This window comes from Micromonospora rubida, assembly GCF_009908295.1.
Taxonomy (GTDB): domain Bacteria; phylum Actinomycetota; class Actinomycetes; order Mycobacteriales; family Micromonosporaceae; genus Micromonospora; species Micromonospora rubida.
Genome location: NZ_JAAALO010000007.1, coordinates 38971 through 58420, shown reverse-complemented (window position 1 = coordinate 58420; position 19450 = coordinate 38971). Strand labels below are relative to the sequence as shown.

Genomic DNA, 19450 nt, shown 5'->3' with positions numbered 1-19450 from the left:
GACCCGTCAGGCGGGTGGTTTGGACGGTGCGGCGTTGCGGAACCGCTCGTGCGCCGACTGCCGGCTGATGCCGAGCGCGTTGCCGATCTCGGCCCAGGAGAGCCCGGCTTCCCGGGCCGCCACCACGGCGCGTTCGATCAGCGGCCGTTGCCAGCGTTCCACCTCGGCGAGGATGCCGAGCGCCTGCAACGGCCAGGTGGTGGCCAGTTCGGCGACGTTGTCCCGGAGGGTGTCGGAGCGGCCCAGCAGCCAGCCGGGCGGAGTGCCGGCCAGGATCGGCCTGATGTGTCCGCCCCACTCGGAGGTGGCCATCCAGCGCCCCTCTTCGGCGGCTGGATAGTCGCTGGTGCCGACCCAACCGCAACCGCACCGGGCCCGGTAGCCGACGGTGCCGGCCGGTGCTGCGGCGTCGGTGCTCAGCGTCCCGTCCGGCAACCGGAACCCGATGAGGTTCGCATGTCCCGGAACCATTTCCTCCGCCATCCCGCAAGCATATGCACGTCAGGATTCCCTGACGTCGACTGTCAGGGTATCTTGACGGGAGCGCCTGGGCTGGTCGTCGTCCGGGCCCGACGCTCCGAGAGGAGAGCGCATGTCCGTGGTCAGCGGCACCGTGGCGCCGGGTTACGAGCCGGTCCGGGAGGCGTTCCTGGCGAACTTCGAGACGCGGTCCGAGATCGGCGCGGCCGTCAGCGTCTACCGGCACGGCCGGGAGGTGGTCCGGCTGTGGGGCGGGGTCGCCGATCCCACCACCGGCCGCGCCTGGCGGGAGGACACCCTCCAGGTGGTCTACTCGACCAGCAAGAGCGTGCCCGCCGCCTGTGCCCACCTGCTGGCCCAACGGGGGCAGCTCGACCTGGCCGCCCCGGTCGCCGAGTACTGGCCGGAGTTCGCGGCGGCCGGCAAGGGCGGCACCCCGGTCCGCTGGCTGCTGTCCCACCAGGCGGGGCTGCCCGTACTCGACCGTCCGATCCCCCGCGCGGAGGCGCTGGCCTGGGAGCCGATGGTCGCGGCGCTGGCCGCCCAGGCACCCGTCTGGGAACCGGGCACGGCGCACGGCTACCACTCGCTGACCTACGGCTGGCTGGTCGGCGAGGTGGTACGCCGGGTCTCCGGCCGCAGCCTGGGCACGTACTTTGCGGACGAAATCGGCAAGCCGCTCGGCCTGGACCTCTGGATCGGCCTGCCCGCCTCGGAGGCGTACCGGGTCAGCAGGCTCGTCGAGCAGCCGGTGGAGCAGCCCGCCACTGCGATACCCGAGGCGCTGCGAGAGGTGTCCGCCCGGTACACCGATCCGACCTCGCTGGTGGTCCGGTCGGCCGCGGTGACCGACCCGCCGCTCGACCTCGCCGATCCGGCGACCTGGACGGCCGAGATCCCCTCGGTCAACGGCATCTGCACAGCGTCGTCACTGGCCCGTTTCTACGCCGGCCTGATCGGCGAGGTCGACGGGTTCCGGATCCTCGACGCGGCCACCCTCGCCACCGCCACCGCCGAACAGGCCAGCGGTGTCGACCGGGTGCTGATGGTTCCGACCCGGCCGGCGCTCGGCTTCGGTCTGCCCCTGCCGGACCAGCCCTGGTGGTCGCCGACCGCCTTCGGCTTCCCCGGCCACGGCGGCTCGCTCGGCTACGCCGACCCGGCCAGCGGCATCGCCTTCGGGTACGTGATGAACGGCCTGCGCGTCACGATGACCCCGGACCCCCGGACGACCAGCCTGGTCGAGGCAGTCCGGGCGGTCGTGTCCCGCCAACCGGCCTGACCCCGACCGACGGCACCCCGATCGGGCCCGGCGGTGCCAGACTGGCCGCCATGACGGCGGTCGACAACCTGGCGCTGACCAACTACGGGCACTTCACCACGATGCGGGTGCAGGACGGTGCGGTCCGCGGGCTAAGCCTGCACCTCGACCGGTTGGTCACCGACTGCGCCACGGTCTTCGGGGCCGAACTGTCCCCCGGGTACGTCCGGGGGCGGATCCGCGCGGCGATCGCCGGGGCCGAGGCCCCGTTGACGGTCCGGGTCACCGTGGCCGACCCCGGCCTGCGGATCGGCCGGCCCGCCGCGCCGGCCGATCCGCAGGTGCTGGTCACCACGCGCGCCGCCACGCCGCAGTGGCAGCCGCCGATGCGGGTGCGCTCCACCACCTACATACGTGACGTGCCCGCGGTCAAGCACACCGGGCTGTTCGGCCCCCTGTTCGAACGCCGCCGCGCCCAACTCGACGGCTACGACGACGCGCTGTTCACCGACGGCGACGGGCGGGTCGGCGAGGGGCCGACCTGGAACGTCGGCTTCGTCGACGGCGACACCGTGGTCTGGCCCCTGGCCGACGTGCTGGCCGGCGTGACCGTGCGGCTGCTCGCCGCGGCTCACGACGGCCCGCAGCGCACCGAGCCGGTCGAGCTGTCCCGGCTGTCCGGCATGGCGACCGCCTTCGCCACCAACGCGGCCGGCGGGATCCGGCCGATCGCCGCCGTCGACGGGGTCACGTTCGCGACCGGTCACCCGATCATCGGCCTGCTGTGCCGGCGGTACGCCGAGGTCGTACCGGAAGCTGTCTGACCGCGACGGGCGGGCCGCCGGGCGATGGGCGGCCCGCCCTCGACGTCGGTCGGCGACGCGCTCAGGCGGCGACGCGCTCAGGCGGCGACGCGCTCAGGCGGCGACGCGCTCAGGCGGCGACGCGCTCAGGCGGCGACGCGCTCGGCCGGGGGGCGGCGTCGGCGGGAGGCCTCGGCGAGCGCGGCCGGCCGCCAGGCACCGTCGGGCGCGTAGAGGTTGGTGCCGGGCGGAACGATCTCGTCGATCCGGTCCAGCGCGGCGTCGTCGAGGCCGACGGCGGCCCCCTTCAGCAGCCCCTCCAACTGTTCCATCGTGCGGGGCCCGATGATCGTGGAGGTGACCGCGGGGTGGGCTGCGGTGAAGGCGATCGCGAGTTCCGGCAGCGTGCAGCCGATCTCCTCGGCGAGCGCGATCAGCTGCTCGACCGCGTCGAGCTTGGCGGCGTTGCCGGGGACGTTCGGGTCGAACCGGGCCGGGGTGAGCGCGGGACGGCCGCTGGTGAGGTCGATGGGCTGATCCCTGCGGTACCGGCCGGTGAGGAACCCGGAGGCGAGCGGGCTCCACACCATGACACCCATGCCGTAGCGCTGGCAGACGGGCAGCACCGCCGCCTCGACCTGCCGGGCCAGCAGCGAGTACGGCGACTGCTCCGTGCGGAAGCGGCCCAGGCCCCGCCTCTCGGCGACGTGGTGGGACTCGACGATCTCCTCCGCCGGGAAGGTCGAACAACCGAACGCGCGGATCTTGCCGGCGCGGACCAGATCGGTCAGCACGGACAGGGTCTCCTCGATGTCGGTCTTCTCGTCCGGCCGGTGCACCTGATACAGGTCGATCCAGTCGGTGTCGAGGCGGCGCAGGCTCTCCTCCACCTCGCGGATGATCCACCGACGGGAGTTGCCGCTGCGGTTGCGCCCCTCCCCCATCTGGAAATGGACCTTCGTGGCGAGCACCACCTCGGCACGGCGGCCGCGCAGCGCCCTGCCGACGATGGTCTCCGACTCACCCGCCGAGTACATGTCCGCCGTGTCGATGAAGTTGATCCCCCGGTCGAGTGCGGCGTTGATGATCCGGCCGCAGTCGTCGTGATCCGGGTTGCCGACGGCACCGAACATCATCGTGCCGAGGCAGTACGTGCTGACCTCGATACCCGTGCCGCCCAGCGTGCGATAGCGCATGAGTGTCTTCCCCCCATTGGTGTTCGGGGCGGCCGTTCCGGTCAGACCGCCTCCGCCCCGCAGCGCCCAGGCTAGGAGTTCGAGTGGACTCGAAGTCAACCGTCAGCGGCGGATGAGACCGAGATCGGTCGCCGTGGCGACGGCGGCGGTACGGGAGTCGACGCCGAGCTTGGCGTAGACATGGGCCAGGTGGGACTTCACGGTGCCCTCGGTGAGATGCAGCCGCTGGCCGACTGCCTGGTTGGACAGTCCCTCGGCGACCAGGACGAGAACCTCGGTCTCGCGCCTGGTCAGGGCGGCCCTGGGGGTGCGCAGCCGATTCATGAGCCGGTCGGCGACGGTGGGCGCCAGGGCGCTGCGGCCGGCTGCGGCGGTGCGCACGGCGGCGGCCAGGTCCTCGGGCGGGGCGTCCTTGAGAAGATAGCCCGTGGCGCCGGCCTCGATGGCGGGCACGACGTCGGCGTCGGTGCCGTAGGTGGTGACGATCAGGACCCGAGGGGCTCCGGGTCGGGATGTGATCGCGGCGGTGGCCTCGGCCCCGTTCATCCCCTTGCCGAACTGCAGGTCCATCAGGACGACGTCGATGTCGCCCTCGGCGGCGCGGGTGACGGCTCCCTCGGCGGTGGCCGCCTCGGCCACGATGGTGAAGCCGGGCTCGGTCTCCAGCACGGCACGCAGCCCGGCCCGCACCACGGGGTGGTCGTCGGCCAGGAGCAGCCGGATGAGGGCCTCAGTCACGGCGGTTCCCGACGGCGGTGAGCGGGAGCTGGGCGGCCAGGGCGGTGCCCCGGCCGGCCGGGGAGTCGATGGTTAGCGTGCCACCCAGGGCGTGCACGCGGGCACGCATGGCGGCCAGGCCGAAGCCGCCGTGGGGCGGGCCGGCAGCGGACAGCCGGTCGTGGGCGAAGCCGACTCCGTCGTCGACGACGTCGACGGCGACGCGGTCGCCGAGATAGCTGAGGGTGACCTCGGCGTGGACGGCGCGGGCGTGCCGGACGGTGTTGGACAGGGCGGACTGGGCGATGCGCAGCAGCGCGACCTCGTGCGCGGTGGGCAGGGGCACGGGATCGCCGGTGAGGTGGAAGCGGGCCGTGAGCGGGTGGCGGGTGGAGGTGGTGGCGCACAGGCGCTCCAGGGCTCCGGCCAGGGTGGCGCCCTCCAGGGTGGGCGGGGTCAGCGCGGCGACGAAACGGCGGGCCTCGGCGAGGTTGTCCACGGCTGCCTGGCGGGCCTGGTCCACGTGGCGGGCGGCGGCGTCGGGCCTGCCGGGCAGGGCGCGTTCGGCGGCGCGCAGCAGCAGTTGGATGCTGGACAGGCCCTGGGCAAGGGTGTCGTGGATCTCGCGGGCCAGGCGTTCGCGTTCGGCCAGCACACCGGCGGCGTGCTGGGCTTCGGCCAGGTCGGCGCGGGTGGCGGTGAGTTCCTCGATCAGCTTCCGGCGCTGTTCGCTCTCCCGGTACAGCGCCTGGTACCCCCACACCACCGCCACCGCCACGGCCGCCCCGAGGGCCGGGCCGACCGCGATGGCCAGGGTTAAGGCGCCGGTGTGGGCGGCAAAGGCCGCGACGGCCGCCGCGGCGGTGGCGACGACCGCGACCAGGCCGGCACGGCGCGGCAGCAGGTGGAGCTGGAGGAAGTACAGCGGGAAGGCGGCCCAGACCCCGTCGGGAGACAGGGCCAGCAGCACCAGCCACAGTGCGCCGACGGTGGCCAGCCACACGGCGGCGGCGCGGCGGTCGGCGCGGACGCGCGGCAGCAGCTGGCCGGCCGCGTACGCCACCCCCATCGCGGCGGCCGTCACGACGACGGCCGTGGAGCGTGGCGCCCCGTCGGCCACGGCCCGGGCCGCGGCCAGGACGAGCAGGCCGACGATCAGCAGGTGCAGGCACCACGCGAGGGTGCGGGTGGTGGGGGTCGGCGCGGGAGCGGTCGTGTTCACGGTCCTTCCAGCGTAGGAGACGGCGGGCCGCCGGCGCGTCGATCGAAAGTTAGAGACCGCCTGCCACCTTCCGATCCGGGAACTGTCCCCCTGCGCCAGATGTCCCGACCGGGGATCGGCTGCGACGGTGGACGGGTACCGATTCCACCGAATGAAAGCGCAGGTCATGGCATGTTTGTCGCCTGGAGGGACCTCAGGTTCGCCAAGGGGCGGTTCGCCCTCGTCGGGGCCGTCATCGTGCTGATCACCCTGCTGGTCGGGCTGCTGTCCGGGCTGACCGCCGGACTGGGCCGGCAGAACGTCTCCGCGATCACCGGCCTGCCCGCGAACAAGATCGCCTTCGAGCCGCCGGGCGGCGGGCAGGACCTCTCCTACGCCAACTCGACGGTCACCGAGGAGCAGTGGCGGCAGTGGGCCGCAGCGCCCGGCGTCACGAGCGCCGAGCCGCTCGGGATCACCACGACCAAGGCCACCGCCGGGGACAGGAGCGCCGGCGTGTCCGCTTTCGGCGTCCGGCCCGGTGCCGCGCTGGCACCGGACAGCGACAGGATCGACGACGACTCGGCGGTGCTGTCCCGCGACGCCGCCGACGAACTCGGGCTCGGGCCCGGCGATGCCCTCACCGTCGCCGGCCACCCGCTGACCGTCGCGGCCGTGAGCGGTGATGCCTCCTTCAGCCACACCCCGGTGATCTGGGTCAGCCTCGACGCCTGGCAGGAGATCACGCCCACCGCCGGCGACGGCCCCAGCGCCACCGTCATCGCCCTGGACACCACCTCCGGCGTCGACGTGAAGGCCACCGACGAGGCCACGGGCACCAGGACGGTCTCCACGAGCAGCTCGCTGTCCGCGATCGGCTCCTACCCCTCCGAGAACGGCTCGCTGCAGCTGATGCGCGGCTTCCTGTTCGCCATCTCCGCCCTGGTCATCGGCGCCTTCTTCACCGTGTGGACGATCCAGCGCAGCGCCGATGTCGCCGTCCTCAAGGCCCTGGGCGCCTCCACCGCCAACCTGCTGCGCGACGCGCTCGGCCAGGCCGTCGTCCTGCTCGCCGGCGGCACCCTCGTCGGCACGGTCGTCGCGGTCGCGTTGGGTGCCCTCCTCGGCGGCACCGCCGTACCGTTCCTCCTCACTCCCGCCACCGTCCTCACCCCCGCCGCGGTGATGATCCTCCTCGGCGCGCTCGGGGCCGCCCTGTCCATCCGCCGGATCACCTCCGTCGACCCGCTGACCGCCCTGGGGAGTGCCCGATGAGCCTCAACCTGACCGACGTCACCCTCACCTACCCGGACGGGGACAGCCGCCTGACCGCCCTCGACCACGTCAGCCTGGACGTCCCCAAGGGCACCCTGACCGCCGTCATCGGCCCCTCCGGCTCCGGGAAGTCCAGCCTGCTCGCCGTCGCCGCCACCCTGATCACCCCCGACTCCGGCACCGTCACCGTCGACGGCACCACCACGGCCGGCCTGACCCGCGCCGAACTCACCGACCTGCGCCGCCACAAGATCGGCATCGTCTTCCAACAGCCCAACCTGCTGCCCTCCCTCACCGCCGCCGAACAACTCCAGGTGATCGCCCACCTCGACGGCCGCTCCCCGACCCGGGCGCGCGGTCGCGCCATGGAACTGCTCGACGCCGTCGGCCTGGCCGCCCAGGCCAACCGCCGCCCCCACCAGCTCTCCGGCGGGCAGCGCCAGCGCGTCAACATCGCCCGCGCCCTGATGAACGACCCCACCGTCCTGCTGGTCGACGAACCCACCAGCGCCCTCGACCACGAGCGCGGCGCGGCCGTCATCGACCTGATCACCCGCCTCACCCACCAGCAGGCCACCGCCACCGTCCTGGTCACCCACGACCGCACCCTCCTCACCGCCGTGGAACAGGTCGCCGAGGTGGACGACGGGCGCCTGCGCCTGCCCGCCCCGGCCCGCTGAGCACGACACCGGAGGATGTCCGGGTATTCCGGGTTGGTCCGGGCGTTCAGGGCCCGCCCACGCAGGGACGATCGCGCTGGATCGAGGACGGTCTTGCACGTCTGGCCGGTCGCCGGCGGTTCCCGGGAGGCCGGCGCCGGCTGTCCGACTCCCGGCCGGTCGGGGCGACGTCATCGGCGCGACTCGATCGGACGGACGGGCAGGCATCGACGCGCCGCTTCTTTAAGATCTTGAAATTAGTCATGTTTCGTTACCTGGGCGTTATTGACGTGCCCCACGTCACTCCGGTTGACTGCGACCGGAACCGCTTCCGCAACCGGTTCCGCAACACTCCCCCACGACCCGGGAGCGTCACGTGCCGATCACCATCGCCGACGTCGCCATCCGGGCGGGGGTGAGCAAGACGACCGTCTCCCGGGTCCTCAACGGCAAGGGCGAGCTCGGCCAGGCCACGGCGGCCCGGGTCCGCGCCGTGATCAAGGAACTGGGCTACGTGCCCAGCGACCGCGCCGTCGGCCTGGCCCGGGGCCGGGCCCGGGTGGTCGGCATGCTGGTCCCCTCGCTCACCTGGCCGTGGATGGGCGAGGTGCTCCAGGGCGCCGTCGACGTGGTGGAGAGCGAGGGCTACGGCCTGCTGCTGTTCACCTGCAACCGGGGGGACGAGTCGATGCGGCGGTTCGCCTCCCAGGTCTCCGCGAAGTCCTTCGACGGCCTGCTGGTGGTCGAGCCGGAGGGCACCCTGGACTACATCACCGCGCTGCACGACCGAGGGCTGCCGGTGATCCTGATCGACGACCGTGGGCGCCAGCCACAGTTCCCCTCCGTCCAGACCACCAACCGGGCCGGCGCCCTGGCCGCGGCCGAGCACCTGCTCGCCCTCGGCCGGCGCCGCCCCCTGGTCGTCACCGGCCTGCACCGGTTCGGCTGCACCAGCGAGCGGCTGGCCGGCTTCGCCGAGGGGTACGCCCGGGCCGGCCTGCCGCTGGACCCGCACCTGGTGGTCGAGGGCGACTTCACCCTCGACTGCGGGCGGGCGGCGGCACAGCGGCTGCTGGCGGCCGGGACGCCCTTCGACGCCGTCTTCGCCCACAACGACCTGTCCGCCGCCGGGGCACTCCAGGCGCTGCGGGCCGCCGGCCGCCGCGTCCCCGAGGACGTGGCGGTCGTCGGCTTCGACGACCTGCCCCTGGCGGCGCACACCCACCCCCCACTGACCTCCGTGCACCAGCCGTTGCGCCAGATGGGCGAGGCCGCCGCCCGCGCCCTCATCGCCCACTTCGACGGCACCCCGCTGCCCGACACGCCGACCGTCATACCCACCACGTTCACCGTCCGCGGCTCGACCGGCGGGGCCTGAGCCGGCCGCACCACCCGCAACCCGAGAGACACACCATCCACGCCACCGGTCGGGGCTTCGAACCGACTGGGCGCGGCACCGCACACCCCTACCCCCACCACCGACCCCGCTCCCCCGGCGGGGAGCATCGAGGGAGACCGCCATGAGAAGACGCCAGTTCGTCGCCGTCGCGCTGGCCGGCGCGATCGCCGCCACCGGGACCGCGTGCAGCGAGACCGCGAACACCCGGGCCCGGGACAAGGGCGGCAGCGGCGCGACCGTGCTCAACGTCGGCATGCCCAACGGCCCGCAGACGGAGAACCACAACCCGTTCCTGACCACCTCGTCGGCGGCGTCGCTGGGCTACCGGTGGCAGATCTACGAGCCGCTGATGATGTGGAACCCGGTCAAGCCCGCCGATCCGTTCAAGCCGTGGCTGGCCAGCAAGGCCGAGTGGACCGCGGACTACCGCTCGGTCACCGTCACCCTCCGGGACAACGCCACCTGGTCCGACGGCAAGCCGGTCACCGCCGCCGACGTCGCCTTCACCTACAACCTGCTCAAGGCCAACGAGGCGCTCAACATCGCGGCCACCCCGTACACCTCGGTCACCACCGCCGGCAACCAGGTGACCCTCAGCTTCGCCTCGCCGCAGTTCGTCAACCAGCAGAAGATCATCGCCCAGGTGCCGATCGTGCCGCAGCACATCTGGTCGGCGATCAAGGACCCGGGCACCAACGTCAACAAGAACCCGGTGGGCAGCGGCGCGTACACCCTCACGTCGTTCACCCCGCAGACCACCACCCTGGCCGTACGCACCAGCGGCTACTGGCAGGAGCTGCCGAAGGTCAAGGAGCTGCGCTACACGTCGTTCACCGACAACAACGCGCAGACCACGGCGCTGGCCAACGGCGAGTCCGAGTGGAGCTTCGTCTTCATCCCCAACGTCAAGACGGTGTTCGTCGGCAAGGACCCGGCCAACCACAAGGTGTGGGCGCCGCCGGTGCTCGGCATCCACGGCCTGTACGTCAACACCACCCGCAAGCCGTTCGACAACCCCGCCCTGCGCCGGGCGATGAACATGGTGGTCAACCGGGAGGACATCTTCCAGCAGGCCTCCGCCGGGTACTTCCACCCGCTGGTGACCAGCGTGACCGGGCTGCCGAGCCCGGCCGGCGACGCCTACATCGCCGCCGAGTTCAAGGGCCAGCAGCACCGGGTCGACGTCGACGGCGCGAAGAAGGTGCTCACCGACGCGGGCTTCCGGTACGCCGGCGAGAAGCTGGTCGACCCGAGCGGCAAGCCGGTCACCCTCACCCTGACCGACCCGTCCGGCTGGTCGGACTACCAGACGAGCCTGGAGATCGTGAAGGACAACCTGTCCACCATCGGCATCACCGCCACCGTGGACAAGGCCAACCAGGACGCCTGGTTCCGCAACGTCGAGGAGGGCAAGTTCGACGCGACCTTCCGGTGGACCAACGGCGGCGCGACCCCGTACGACATCTACCAGACGGTGATGGACGGCCGGCTGCTCAAGCCGGTCGGCAAGGCCTCCCCCGCCGGCAACTTCGGCCGCTTCGACAACCCGCAGGCCACCGCCGCGCTGGCCGCGTACGCCAACGCCACCGACGACGCCGCCCGCACCGCGGCCCTGGCCACGCTCCAGAAGGTCTTCGTGGAGCAGACGCCGATCATCCCGGTCGGCGCGGACAACGTCGGGGCCGCGTACAGCACGAAGAACTGGACCGGGTGGCCGGACGACGCGAACGCCTACGGCGCGGGGCAGCCGACCCAGCCCAACGCGGCGGACGTCGTGCAGCACCTGCGGCCCGCCGGATCCTGAGCCGGGCGCCGGTGGTCCGGGCGGTCCACCCTCCGCCCGGACCACCGGCGGCCACGCCGCGACCATCCCCTGAGCAGACAGGAACCCGGCATGACGACGCCCACCCCGTCGGCCCCGGCCGCCGGCGAGGAGGTGCTGGAGGCGATCGGCCTGACCAAGCACTTCCCCGTCCGCAGGCGGCTGCGCGACCTGTTCTCCCGTACCCGAACGGCCGTGCACGCGGTCGACGACGTGCAGCTGACCCTGCGCCGGGGCCGGGTCACCGCCCTGGTCGGCGAGTCGGGCTCCGGCAAGTCGACCGTCGCCCGGCTGCTCGCGCAGCTCTATCCGCGTACGGCGGGCACCATCGCGCTGCACGGCGAGCCGGTCACCGTCCGTGGTGGGCGGCCGTTCCGGGCGTACGCCCGGCGGGTCCAGCTGATCTTCCAGGACCCGTTCGCGTCGCTGAACCCGGTGCACACGGTGCGCTACCACCTGACCCGGGCGCTGCGCGTGCACGGCAACGCCGGCCGCACCGACGCCGACCTCGACGCGGCGCTGCGGCGGCTGCTCGAACGGGTCCGGCTCACCCCGGCGGAGCGCTACCTGGACTCCTTCCCGCACGAGCTGTCCGGCGGGCAGCGGCAGCGGGTCGCCATCGCCCGCGCGCTCGGCGCCGACCCGGAGGTGCTGCTCGCCGACGAGCCGGTGTCCATGCTCGACGTGTCGATCCGGCTCGGCGTGCTCAACCTGCTGCGCGAGCTCAAGGAGCGGTTCGACCTGGCGATTCTCTACATCACCCACGACATCGCCTCGGCCCGCTACTTCGCCGACGAGACGCTGGTGATGTACGCCGGCCGCCTGGTCGAGGGCGGGGACAGCGAGACGGTCACCCAGCGCCCGGCGCACCCGTACACCCGGCTGTTGATCGGCTCGGCGCCCGACCCGGACCGGATCACCGGCGACGGCGGGGCGGACGTGGCCGAGCGCGGCGACGGCGAGCCGCCCAGCCTGATCCGGCCGCCCGCCGGCTGCCGGTTCCACCCGCGCTGCCCGGTGGCCCTGTCGCGCTGCGCCGAGGAGCTGCCCCCGAGGCTGGCGGTCGGCGACCACGACGGGCACTGGACGGCCTGCTGGCTCTACCACCCCGACGTCACCGAGGCCGGCACGGCGGCGGCCACGGTGGGCGGGGAGGCCGGCCGGTGACCTTCCTGCTGCGACGCCTCGCCTTCTACCTGTTCACCGCCTGGGCGGCGCTGACCATCAACTTCTTCATCCCCCGGATGATCCCCGGCGACCCGGTGAAGTCGCTGGTCTCCCGCTTCCAGGGGCAGCTCAGCACCGACGCCATCCACTCGCTGTACGTGCTGTTCGGCCTCGACTCCGACGACAGCCTGTGGGACCAGTACGTCGACTACTGGCGACAGCTCGCCCACGGCGACCTGGGGCTGTCGTTCACGGCGTTCCCGTCGCCGGTGTCGGAGGTCATCGGCGACGCGCTGCCCTGGACCCTCATCCTGGTCGGCGTCACCACCGCGGTCAGTTTCGTGCTCGGCACCGGCCTCGGGGTGCTGGCCGGCTGGCGGCGCGGCTCCTGGGTCGACGGGCTGCTGCCGGTCACCACGTTCCTGTCCTCGGTGCCGTACTTCTGGCTGGGCCTGGTGGCGATCGCGGTGCTGGCCGGGCCGGGCAGTTTCTTCCCGTCCTCCGGCGGCTACGAGCCGGGTCTGGTCCCCGCCCTGGACAGCATCTTCCTGGGCAGCGCGGTGCAGCACAGCCTGCTGCCCGCCGCCACCATCCTGATCTCCTCGATGAGCGGCTGGATCCTCAGCATGCGCAACATGATGGTCACCGTCGCCGCCGAGGACTACATCACGGTGGCGCACGCCAAGGGCCTGCCCGAGCGGCGGGTCGCGATGAGCTACGCGGCGCGCAACGCGCTGCTGCCCAACGTCGCCGGGTTCGCCCTGTCGCTCGGCCTGATCGTCGGCGGCACCCTGCTCGTGGAGATCGTCTTCTCGTACCCGGGGCTCGGGTTCCTGCTCTTCCGGGCCGTCAGCGCCAAGGACTACCCGCTGATGCAGGGCATCTTCCTGGTAATCACGCTCTCGGTGCTGGTGGCCAACCTGCTCGCCGACGTGGTGTACCTGTTCCTCGACCCGCGCACCCGCAAGGAGGGCTGAGCCGTGAGCATTCCCACCTCCAGCGTGGAGCAGGTCATCCCGGAGCAGGGGGCGATGGCCCAGCCCAGCGTCCAGCCGAGCCGCCGCCGTCGGTTGCGGTTCGTCAGCGGCGGCAAGGCCGCCACCGGGCTGGCCGTGGCCGCCGGGTACGTGCTGCTCGCGGTCATCGGCCCGTGGATCGCACCGTACGACCCGGACGCCCGCAGCTCCGACCTGCTCCAGCCGCCGTCGGCGGCGCACTGGTTCGGCACCACCCACCTCGGGCAGGACGTGTTCAGCCAGATCCTGGTCGGCACCCGTGGGGTGATGCTGGTCGGCCTGACCGCGGGCGTGGTGGCCACCGTGCTGTCCGTCCTGGTCGGGGTGACCGCCGGCTACCTCGGCGGGCTCGCCGACGACGGCCTGTCCGCGCTGTCCAACGTGTTCCTGGTGATCCCGGCGCTGCCGCTGATCATCATTGTCACGTCCACGGTCTCGGGGGCCGGCGACCTGGTCGTCGCCCTGGTCATCGGCCTCACCTCGTGGGCCTGGGGGGCCCGGGTGCTGCGCGCCCAGACGCTGTCGCTGCGTCGGCGCGACTACGTGGAGGCCGCGCGGGCCACCGGCGAGCACACCTGGCGGATCATCGGCTTCGAGATCCTGCCGAACCTCACCGCGATCATCGCCTCGGGCTTCGTCGGCACGGTGATCTTCGCGGTCATGTCGGAGATCACCCTGGCCTTCATCGGCATCTCGTCGGTCTCGTCGTGGAACTGGGGCACCATCCTGTTCTGGGCGCAGAGCCAGCAGGCCCTGGCGCAGGGCGCCTGGTGGTGGTTCGTGCCGGCCGGGCTGGCCATCGCGCTGCTCGGCACCGCCCTGGCACTGATCAACTTCGGCATCGACGAGTTCGTCAGCCCCCGCCTGCGCAGCGCCGGCCGGTCCCGGGTCCGCACGGCCGACGGGCGCACCGTGCGGATGCGGGTGGGCTTCACCCCGGTGCTGGCGCCCCGGCCGGCGCCGCCGGTCGCGTCCGGACAGCGAGAGGAGGCCGGTCGATGAGCGAGCCGGTGCTGGAGATCCGTCGACTCAGCGTCGACTACGGCCTCGGCGACTCGGCCGTGCGCGCCGTCCGCGAGGTCGACCTCACCCTGCACCGGGGCGAGGTGCTCGGCCTGGCCGGGGAGAGCGGCAGCGGCAAGTCCACCCTGGCGTACGGGCTGACCCGGCTGCTTCCGCCGCCCGGGGTGATCAGCGGCGGTCAGGTGCTCTACCACCCCGTCGACGGCCCGCCGGTCGACGTGCTCACCCTGTCCCCCGCCCAGCTGCGGGCGTTCCGCTGGGCGGAGACGTCGATCGTGTTCCAGGGCGCGATGAACTCCCTCAACCCGGTACACAAAATCTCCACCCAGCTCGTCGACGTGATCAGGGCGCACCAGCCGGGGCTGAGCCGCCCGGCCCGGCTGGCCCGGGCCCGGGACCTGCTGCGGCTGGTCGGCATCTCCGCCGACCGGCTGGACAGCTACCCGCACCAGCTCTCCGGGGGCATGCGGCAGCGGGTGATGATCGGCATGGCGCTGGCGCTGGAGCCGCAGGTCGTCATCATGGACGAGCCGACCACCGCCCTGGACGTGGTGATGCAGCGGCAGATCCTCAGCCAGCTCGCCGAGCTGCGCGAACGGCTCGGCTTCGCGGTGCTGTTCATCACCCACGACCTGTCGCTGCTGGTGGAGTTCTCCGACCGCATCGCCATCATGTACGGCGGCCGGATCGTCGAGCAGGCCCCGGCCGCGCAGCTGTACGGCGCGGCGCTGCACCCGTACACCGACGGGTTGCTGCACTCCTTCCCCGCCCTGCGCGGGCCGCGCCGGGAGCTGACGGGCATCCCCGGCTCCCCGCCGGACCTGCGCGCGATGCCCGACGGGTGCGCGTTCCACCCGCGCTGCCCCCGGGCGCTCGCGCCGTGCGACAGCCGGCTGCCGACGCTCGGCCCGCCGGCCGACGACCCGGGCCGGGCGGTCGCCTGTTGGCTGCACCCGGCCGACGAGGTGGTCGCCCGGTGACCGGGCCCGTCCCCGCGTACCGACCCACCGCCGCACCGAGGAGCAGCATGGAGTCCACCGCCGCCGGGTCGGCGACCACCGACCCGATCGACACCCTCCCGGCTTCGTTCCGCTGGGGGGTGGCCACGTCGTCGTACCAGATCGAGGGCGCGGTCGACGAGGACGGGCGAACACCGTCGATCTGGGACACCTTCTGCCGGGTCCCGGGAGCGGTGGCCGGCGGCGACACCGGCGACGTGGCCTGCGACCACTACCACCGGATGCCGCAGGACGTGGCCCTGATCGCGGGCCTGGGCGTGGACGCGTACCGGTTCTCGACGGCCTGGCCCCGGGTGCAGCCGGGCGGGCGGGGCCCGGCCAACCCGGCGGGCCTGGCCTTCTACGACCGACTGGTCGACGAGCTGCTCGGCCGGGGCGTCGACCCGTGGATCACGCTCTACCACTGGGACCTGCCGCAGGAGTTGGAGGACGCCGGCGGCTGGCCGGCGCGGGACACCGCCTACCGGTTCGCCGACTACGCGATGCTGGTCTTCGACGCCCTCGGCGACCGGGTACGGACGTGGACCACGCTGAACGAGCCGTGGTGCTCGGCGATGCTCGGCTACGCGTACGGCAAGCACGCCCCGGGCCGCCGCGACCTCGGCGACGCCATCGCGGCGGCGCACCACCTGCTGCTCGGCCACGGGCTGGCGACCCGGCGGATCAGGGCGGCGGCCACGGGCCCGGTCGAGGTGGGCATCACGCTGAACCTGGGCACCGCCGACCCGGCCACCGACAGCGCCGCCGACCGCGACGCCGCCCGGGCCGCCGACGGGCTGGGCGCGCGGCTCTACCTGGACCCGCTCGTGCACGGCCGGTACCCCGACGACGTGCTGGCCGACCTGGCGGCCGACGGGGTGACGGTCCCGGTGCGCGACGACGACCTGGCGGTCATCGCCGCCCCGCTCGACGTGCTCGGGGTCAACTACTACTTCGGGCAGGTCTTCTCCGGGGTGGACGCCGACGGCCGGGACCGGGACGCCGACGGCCGGCCGGTGCGCCGGGTGATCCCCCGGGGCCGGCCGCGCACGGCGATGGGCTGGGAGATCGTCCCGGAGTGCTTCACCGACCTGCTGCTGCGGATCAGCCGCGACTACCCCGGCCTGCCGATGGTCATCACCGAGAACGGCGCGGCGTTCGACGACCGCCCGGACGCGCGCGGCTTCGTCGCCGACGACGACCGGGTGGACTACCTCGCCGAGCACCTGCGCGCGGTGGCCCGGGCCCGTCGGGCCGGCGCGGACGTGCGCGGCTACTTCGCCTGGTCGCTGCTCGACAACTTCGAGTGGGCGTACGGCTACGAGAAGCGGTTCGGCCTCGTCCGGGTCGACTACGACACCCAGGAACGCGTCCCGAAGCGCAGCGCGCTGTGGTTCCGCGACACCGCCCGGCGGGTGCGCGGGCGGGACTGAGCGGCCGGGCCGCCGGGCGGCTGAGCGAGGGGGCGGCCGGGACTGAACGACCGGGGCGCCGTCCCTGGCTCCGGTGTCCGCAATCCATGCCCTCACTTTTTTCAGTGCTTGACATAAGAGCTGCGGCGGTGTTGTCTCACTCATGACCGTCGATTCCCTGCCGGGCAGGGCCGGGCGACGGCGGCCCCGGCGACGGTCGCGGCGCACTGGCCGCGCCGCCCGCCCGCCCGTCCCGTCCCGGCGGACCGTCCACGCCCCCGCACGGGTGCGCCGCCGGCACCGCCGCCCCGTCGAAGGGAGCACTCCGTGTCCCCCGCCCCACCCACCACCCGCCGCCCGCCGGCCCGCGCCGCGCGGGCCGGCGCCCTCGCGCTCTGCCTGACCGCCGGCGTCCTGACCCTCGCGCCCCCGGCCGCGCAGGCCGCCGGTGAGAGCGTGAACGTCTGGCTCACCACCACCTCCGACTCCGGCGGACGCGCCGTCACCCGCGGGCTGCAACAGCAGGCCCCGGTGGCCTTCGCGGCGTCCAGCGGCGCGGCCACGCACACCGTCACCGTCGACGAGAACACCCGCTACCAGCCGTTCGAGGGCGCCGGAGCGTCGATCACCGACACCACCGCGTACCTGCTGCGCGGCGGCCCGGTCAGCGCGGCCACCCGCGACGAGGTGATGCGCAAGCTGTTCAGCCCCACCGACGGCATCGGGCTGTCCTTCGTCCGCAACCCGATCGGGGCCTCCGACCTGTCCCGCCCGGGCCACGTCTCCCTCGACGACACCTGCTGCGACCTCAACGACTTCGGCGCAGGCGGCTACGACACCAACGTGGAGCTGCTCACCGCCCAGGCCCGGCAGCTCAACCCCGCCCTGCGGGTCAAGGTCGTGCCGTGGAGCGCGCCCGGCTGGATGAAGGACAACGGCCGGATGGACCAGATGGGCTGGCTGAAGTCCCAGTACTACGCCACGTATGCCCAGTACTTCGTCAAAACCATCCAGGCGTACGCGGCGCGCGGCGTGAAGGTCGACTACCTCTCGGTGCAGAACGAGCCGAACTGCTGCCAGTCCGGCAACCCGACGGCGATGGACTACCCCGGGATGAGCTGGAACTCCTCCGGCCTGGCCGAGCTGACCAAGAACTTCGTCTACCCCGCGTTCCGGGCCGCCGGCATCACCACGAAGGTGCTGGTGCACGACTGGAACTACGGCGACTACGCCACCATGGGCGCCGGGGTGCTCGGCGACGCCGCCGTCCGCAACGACCCGCTCTTCGGCGGCATCGCCTGGCACGGCTACTTCGGCGACCCGGCGGTCGGCAGCCAGGTGCAGGGCCAGTACCCGTCGGTGCCGCAGTTCAGCACGGAGCACTCCGGCGGCACCTGGATCGGCAACCAGCACAACGAGGACATGGCCGACATCGTCAACTACGCCCGGAACTGGAGCCGGAGCATCGTCAAGTGGAGCCTGGCGCTCAACCAGAACATGGGCCCGCACAACGGCGGCTGCGGCACCTGCACCGGCCTGATCACCGTGCAGGAGGGCGGCTCCCGCGCCGGCCAGGTCGACTACACGATCGAGTACTACACGACCGGGCACCTGACCAAGTTCGTCCGACCCGGGGCGCAGCGGATCGCCTCCACCGCCAACGGCACGGTGCAGAACGTCGCGTACCGCAACACCGACGGCAGCAAGGCGCTGCTCGCCCACAACGGCGGGACGTCCGCCCAGTCGGTGAAGGTGGTCTGGGGCGGGCAGTCGTTCACCTACACCCTGCCGGCCCGGACCACCGCCACCTTCACCTGGTCGGGCACCCAGTCCGGGCCCGGGACGCCCACCGGGCCGACCGGGACGATCACCGGCCTCGGCGGCAAGTGCCTGGACGTCACCGACAACAGCAGCGCCGACGGCGCCGCGGCGCAGATCTGGAGCTGCGCCGGCAGCGCCAACCAGACCTGGACCCGCGCCTCCGACGGGACGCTGCGGTCGCTGGGCAAGTGCCTCGACGTCTCCGGCGGCGGCACCGCCGACGGCACGAAGGTGCAGCTGTGGACCTGCAACGGCAGCGCCGCGCAGCAGTGGACGGGGACCTCGGGGCGGGACCTGGTGAACCCGCAGGCGAACAAGTGCCTCGACGTCACCGGCAACACCTCCGCCGACGGCACGAAGACGCAGATCTGGTCGTGCACCGGCGGGGCCAACCAGAAGTGGAACCTGCCGGCCTGACGGCCGCACGGTCGGCGGTGCCCGGGACAGGGCGCCGCCGACCGGGGCGGCAGCGCGGGATGGAAGCTCCGGATACCCGCCCCGGCGACTGGTCGTGTCGGCGGCACCGGCCGGGACCATCACCCGGTGTCGGTTCAGTCGACCGGTCGCGTTCTCTGCCTACCCCCTCCGCTCGAACTAGGGTGGTCTCATGATCACCTGCGTGGTGCGCTACACCATCGACCCGACCAAGCTGGAGGCGTTCGAACGCTTCGCCCGCGAGTGGATGCGGCTGGTGGCACGACATGGCGGCCTCCACCACGGCTACTTCCTGCCGGCCGAGGGTGCCAGCGACCGAGCGGAGGCCCTGTTCAGTTTCCAGAGCCTGGCCGCCTACGAGCGCTACCGCTCCCGGTTCGGCAAGGATCCGGAGTTCATCGCCGCCGACCAGATCCGCGACAGGTCAGGATGCGTCCTGCGCTACGAGAGGACGTTCATGCGCCCGCTTCTGCCGGGCTGAGGGCGCGCATACGGGTCGATCTGCTGCTGGGCTGCGGAGTGACCCTGCTCGGCGGGTGGTGGCTGTGCGAGGTGCCGAGACGTTCACGTCCCAGGGCGACTACGGCGGCGGTTGGGGCTGGGAGATCGTGTTCGATGCCACCGACACCGGGGCCCTGCGGATGCGGATGGACAACCTGATCCCCGCCGACCAAGCCACGGCCGAAGTGCCCGCCGGACCGTATCCGGTGATGGTCATGGACGCACGCCGCGCCTGACCGCGCGCCCGCAGCGGCCGTACTGGGA

General features: G+C 72.8%; 18 protein-coding genes. 14 read left to right on the top strand and 4 right to left on the bottom strand.

Annotated elements, in window-relative coordinates:
* Nucleotides 1-6: 6 nt before the first annotated feature.
* On the bottom strand, nucleotides 7-483 hold the full coding sequence (locus GVV04_RS24070) for a hypothetical protein (protein ID WP_161690724.1): 477 nt from the start codon (nucleotides 481-483) through the stop codon (nucleotides 7-9).
* Nucleotides 484-592: 109 nt separating this feature from the next.
* Here GVV04_RS24070 and GVV04_RS24065 point away from each other — a divergent pair, with 109 nt between their 5' ends.
* Both GVV04_RS24065 and GVV04_RS24060 read left to right on the top strand, forming a co-directional pair.
* Entirely contained in the window at nucleotides 593-1762 is a 1170-nt protein-coding gene (locus tag GVV04_RS24065; RefSeq protein WP_161690722.1) for a serine hydrolase domain-containing protein, read from the top strand.
* Nucleotides 1763-1812: 50 nt separating this feature from the next.
* Nucleotides 1813-2565, top strand: a complete 753-nt coding sequence (locus tag GVV04_RS24060; RefSeq protein WP_161690720.1) for an aminotransferase class IV — start codon at nucleotides 1813-1815, stop codon at nucleotides 2563-2565.
* Nucleotides 2566-2690: 125 nt separating this feature from the next.
* Here GVV04_RS24060 and GVV04_RS24055 read toward each other — a convergent pair whose 3' ends face one another.
* The 3 genes from GVV04_RS24055 to GVV04_RS24045 form a co-directional block, all read right to left on the bottom strand.
* A complete protein-coding gene (locus tag GVV04_RS24055) occupies nucleotides 2691-3740 on the bottom strand; it encodes an aldo/keto reductase (RefSeq protein WP_161690718.1) in 1050 nt (349 codons plus the stop codon).
* 102 nt (nucleotides 3741-3842) lie between these two features.
* Nucleotides 3843-4478, bottom strand: coding sequence for a response regulator (locus GVV04_RS24050; RefSeq protein ID WP_161690716.1), 636 nt, complete (start codon nucleotides 4476-4478; stop codon nucleotides 3843-3845).
* Nucleotides 4471-5679 (bottom strand): sensor histidine kinase, encoded by a 1209-nt coding sequence (locus GVV04_RS24045; RefSeq protein WP_161690714.1) that lies wholly within the window; start codon nucleotides 5677-5679, stop codon nucleotides 4471-4473. Before GVV04_RS24045 ends, GVV04_RS24050 begins: the two co-directional genes overlap by 8 nt.
* 171 nt (nucleotides 5680-5850) lie before the next feature.
* Here GVV04_RS24045 and GVV04_RS24040 point away from each other — a divergent pair, with 171 nt between their 5' ends.
* The 12 genes from GVV04_RS24040 (at nucleotide 5851) to GVV04_RS23985 (ending at nucleotide 19422) form a co-directional block, all read left to right on the top strand.
* The gene (locus GVV04_RS24040; RefSeq protein WP_161690712.1) at nucleotides 5851-6933 is read left to right on the top strand and encodes an ABC transporter permease; all 1083 of its coding nucleotides are present in this window, start codon (nucleotides 5851-5853) and stop codon (nucleotides 6931-6933) included.
* Entirely contained in the window at nucleotides 6930-7613 is a 684-nt protein-coding gene (locus GVV04_RS24035; RefSeq protein ID WP_161690710.1) for an ABC transporter ATP-binding protein, read from the top strand. The genes GVV04_RS24040 and GVV04_RS24035 overlap by 4 nt, the downstream gene beginning before the upstream one ends.
* A gap of 355 nt (nucleotides 7614-7968) precedes the next feature.
* Nucleotides 7969-8970, top strand: a complete 1002-nt coding sequence (locus GVV04_RS24030; protein WP_161690708.1) for a LacI family DNA-binding transcriptional regulator — start codon at nucleotides 7969-7971, stop codon at nucleotides 8968-8970.
* A gap of 142 nt (nucleotides 8971-9112) precedes the next feature.
* Nucleotides 9113-10795 (top strand): ABC transporter substrate-binding protein, encoded by a 1683-nt coding sequence (locus tag GVV04_RS24025; protein WP_161690706.1) that lies wholly within the window; start codon nucleotides 9113-9115, stop codon nucleotides 10793-10795.
* Between the two features lie 90 nt (nucleotides 10796-10885).
* Nucleotides 10886-11980, top strand: a complete 1095-nt coding sequence (locus tag GVV04_RS24020; protein ID WP_161690704.1) for an ABC transporter ATP-binding protein — start codon at nucleotides 10886-10888, stop codon at nucleotides 11978-11980.
* On the top strand, nucleotides 11977-12957 hold the full coding sequence (locus GVV04_RS24015) for an ABC transporter permease (RefSeq protein ID WP_161690702.1): 981 nt from the start codon (nucleotides 11977-11979) through the stop codon (nucleotides 12955-12957). Before GVV04_RS24020 ends, GVV04_RS24015 begins: the two co-directional genes overlap by 4 nt.
* A gap of 3 nt (nucleotides 12958-12960) precedes the next feature.
* Nucleotides 12961-13998 carry an ABC transporter permease gene (locus GVV04_RS24010; protein WP_328822546.1) on the top strand — a complete coding sequence of 346 codons (1038 nt, stop codon included), beginning with the start codon at nucleotides 12961-12963 and terminating at the stop codon, nucleotides 13996-13998.
* Complete coding sequence (locus GVV04_RS24005; protein ID WP_161690700.1) at nucleotides 13995-14999, top strand: ABC transporter ATP-binding protein; 1005 nt, start codon at nucleotides 13995-13997, stop codon at nucleotides 14997-14999. Before GVV04_RS24010 ends, GVV04_RS24005 begins: the two co-directional genes overlap by 4 nt.
* Nucleotides 15000-15046: 47 nt before the next feature.
* Nucleotides 15047-16450, top strand: coding sequence for a GH1 family beta-glucosidase (locus GVV04_RS24000; RefSeq protein ID WP_161690698.1), 1404 nt, complete (start codon nucleotides 15047-15049; stop codon nucleotides 16448-16450).
* Nucleotides 16451-16756: 306 nt separating this feature from the next.
* On the top strand, nucleotides 16757-18667 hold the full coding sequence (locus GVV04_RS23995) for a ricin-type beta-trefoil lectin domain protein (RefSeq protein ID WP_161690696.1): 1911 nt from the start codon (nucleotides 16757-16759) through the stop codon (nucleotides 18665-18667).
* 190 nt (nucleotides 18668-18857) lie between these two features.
* Nucleotides 18858-19166 (top strand): NIPSNAP family protein, encoded by a 309-nt coding sequence (locus GVV04_RS23990; protein ID WP_161690694.1) that lies wholly within the window; start codon nucleotides 18858-18860, stop codon nucleotides 19164-19166.
* Nucleotides 19167-19230: 64 nt separating this feature from the next.
* Nucleotides 19231-19422: a hypothetical protein gene (locus GVV04_RS23985; RefSeq protein WP_161690692.1), complete on the top strand. Its 192-nt coding sequence runs from the start codon at nucleotides 19231-19233 to the stop codon at nucleotides 19420-19422.
* Nucleotides 19423-19450: the final 28 nt, after the last annotated feature.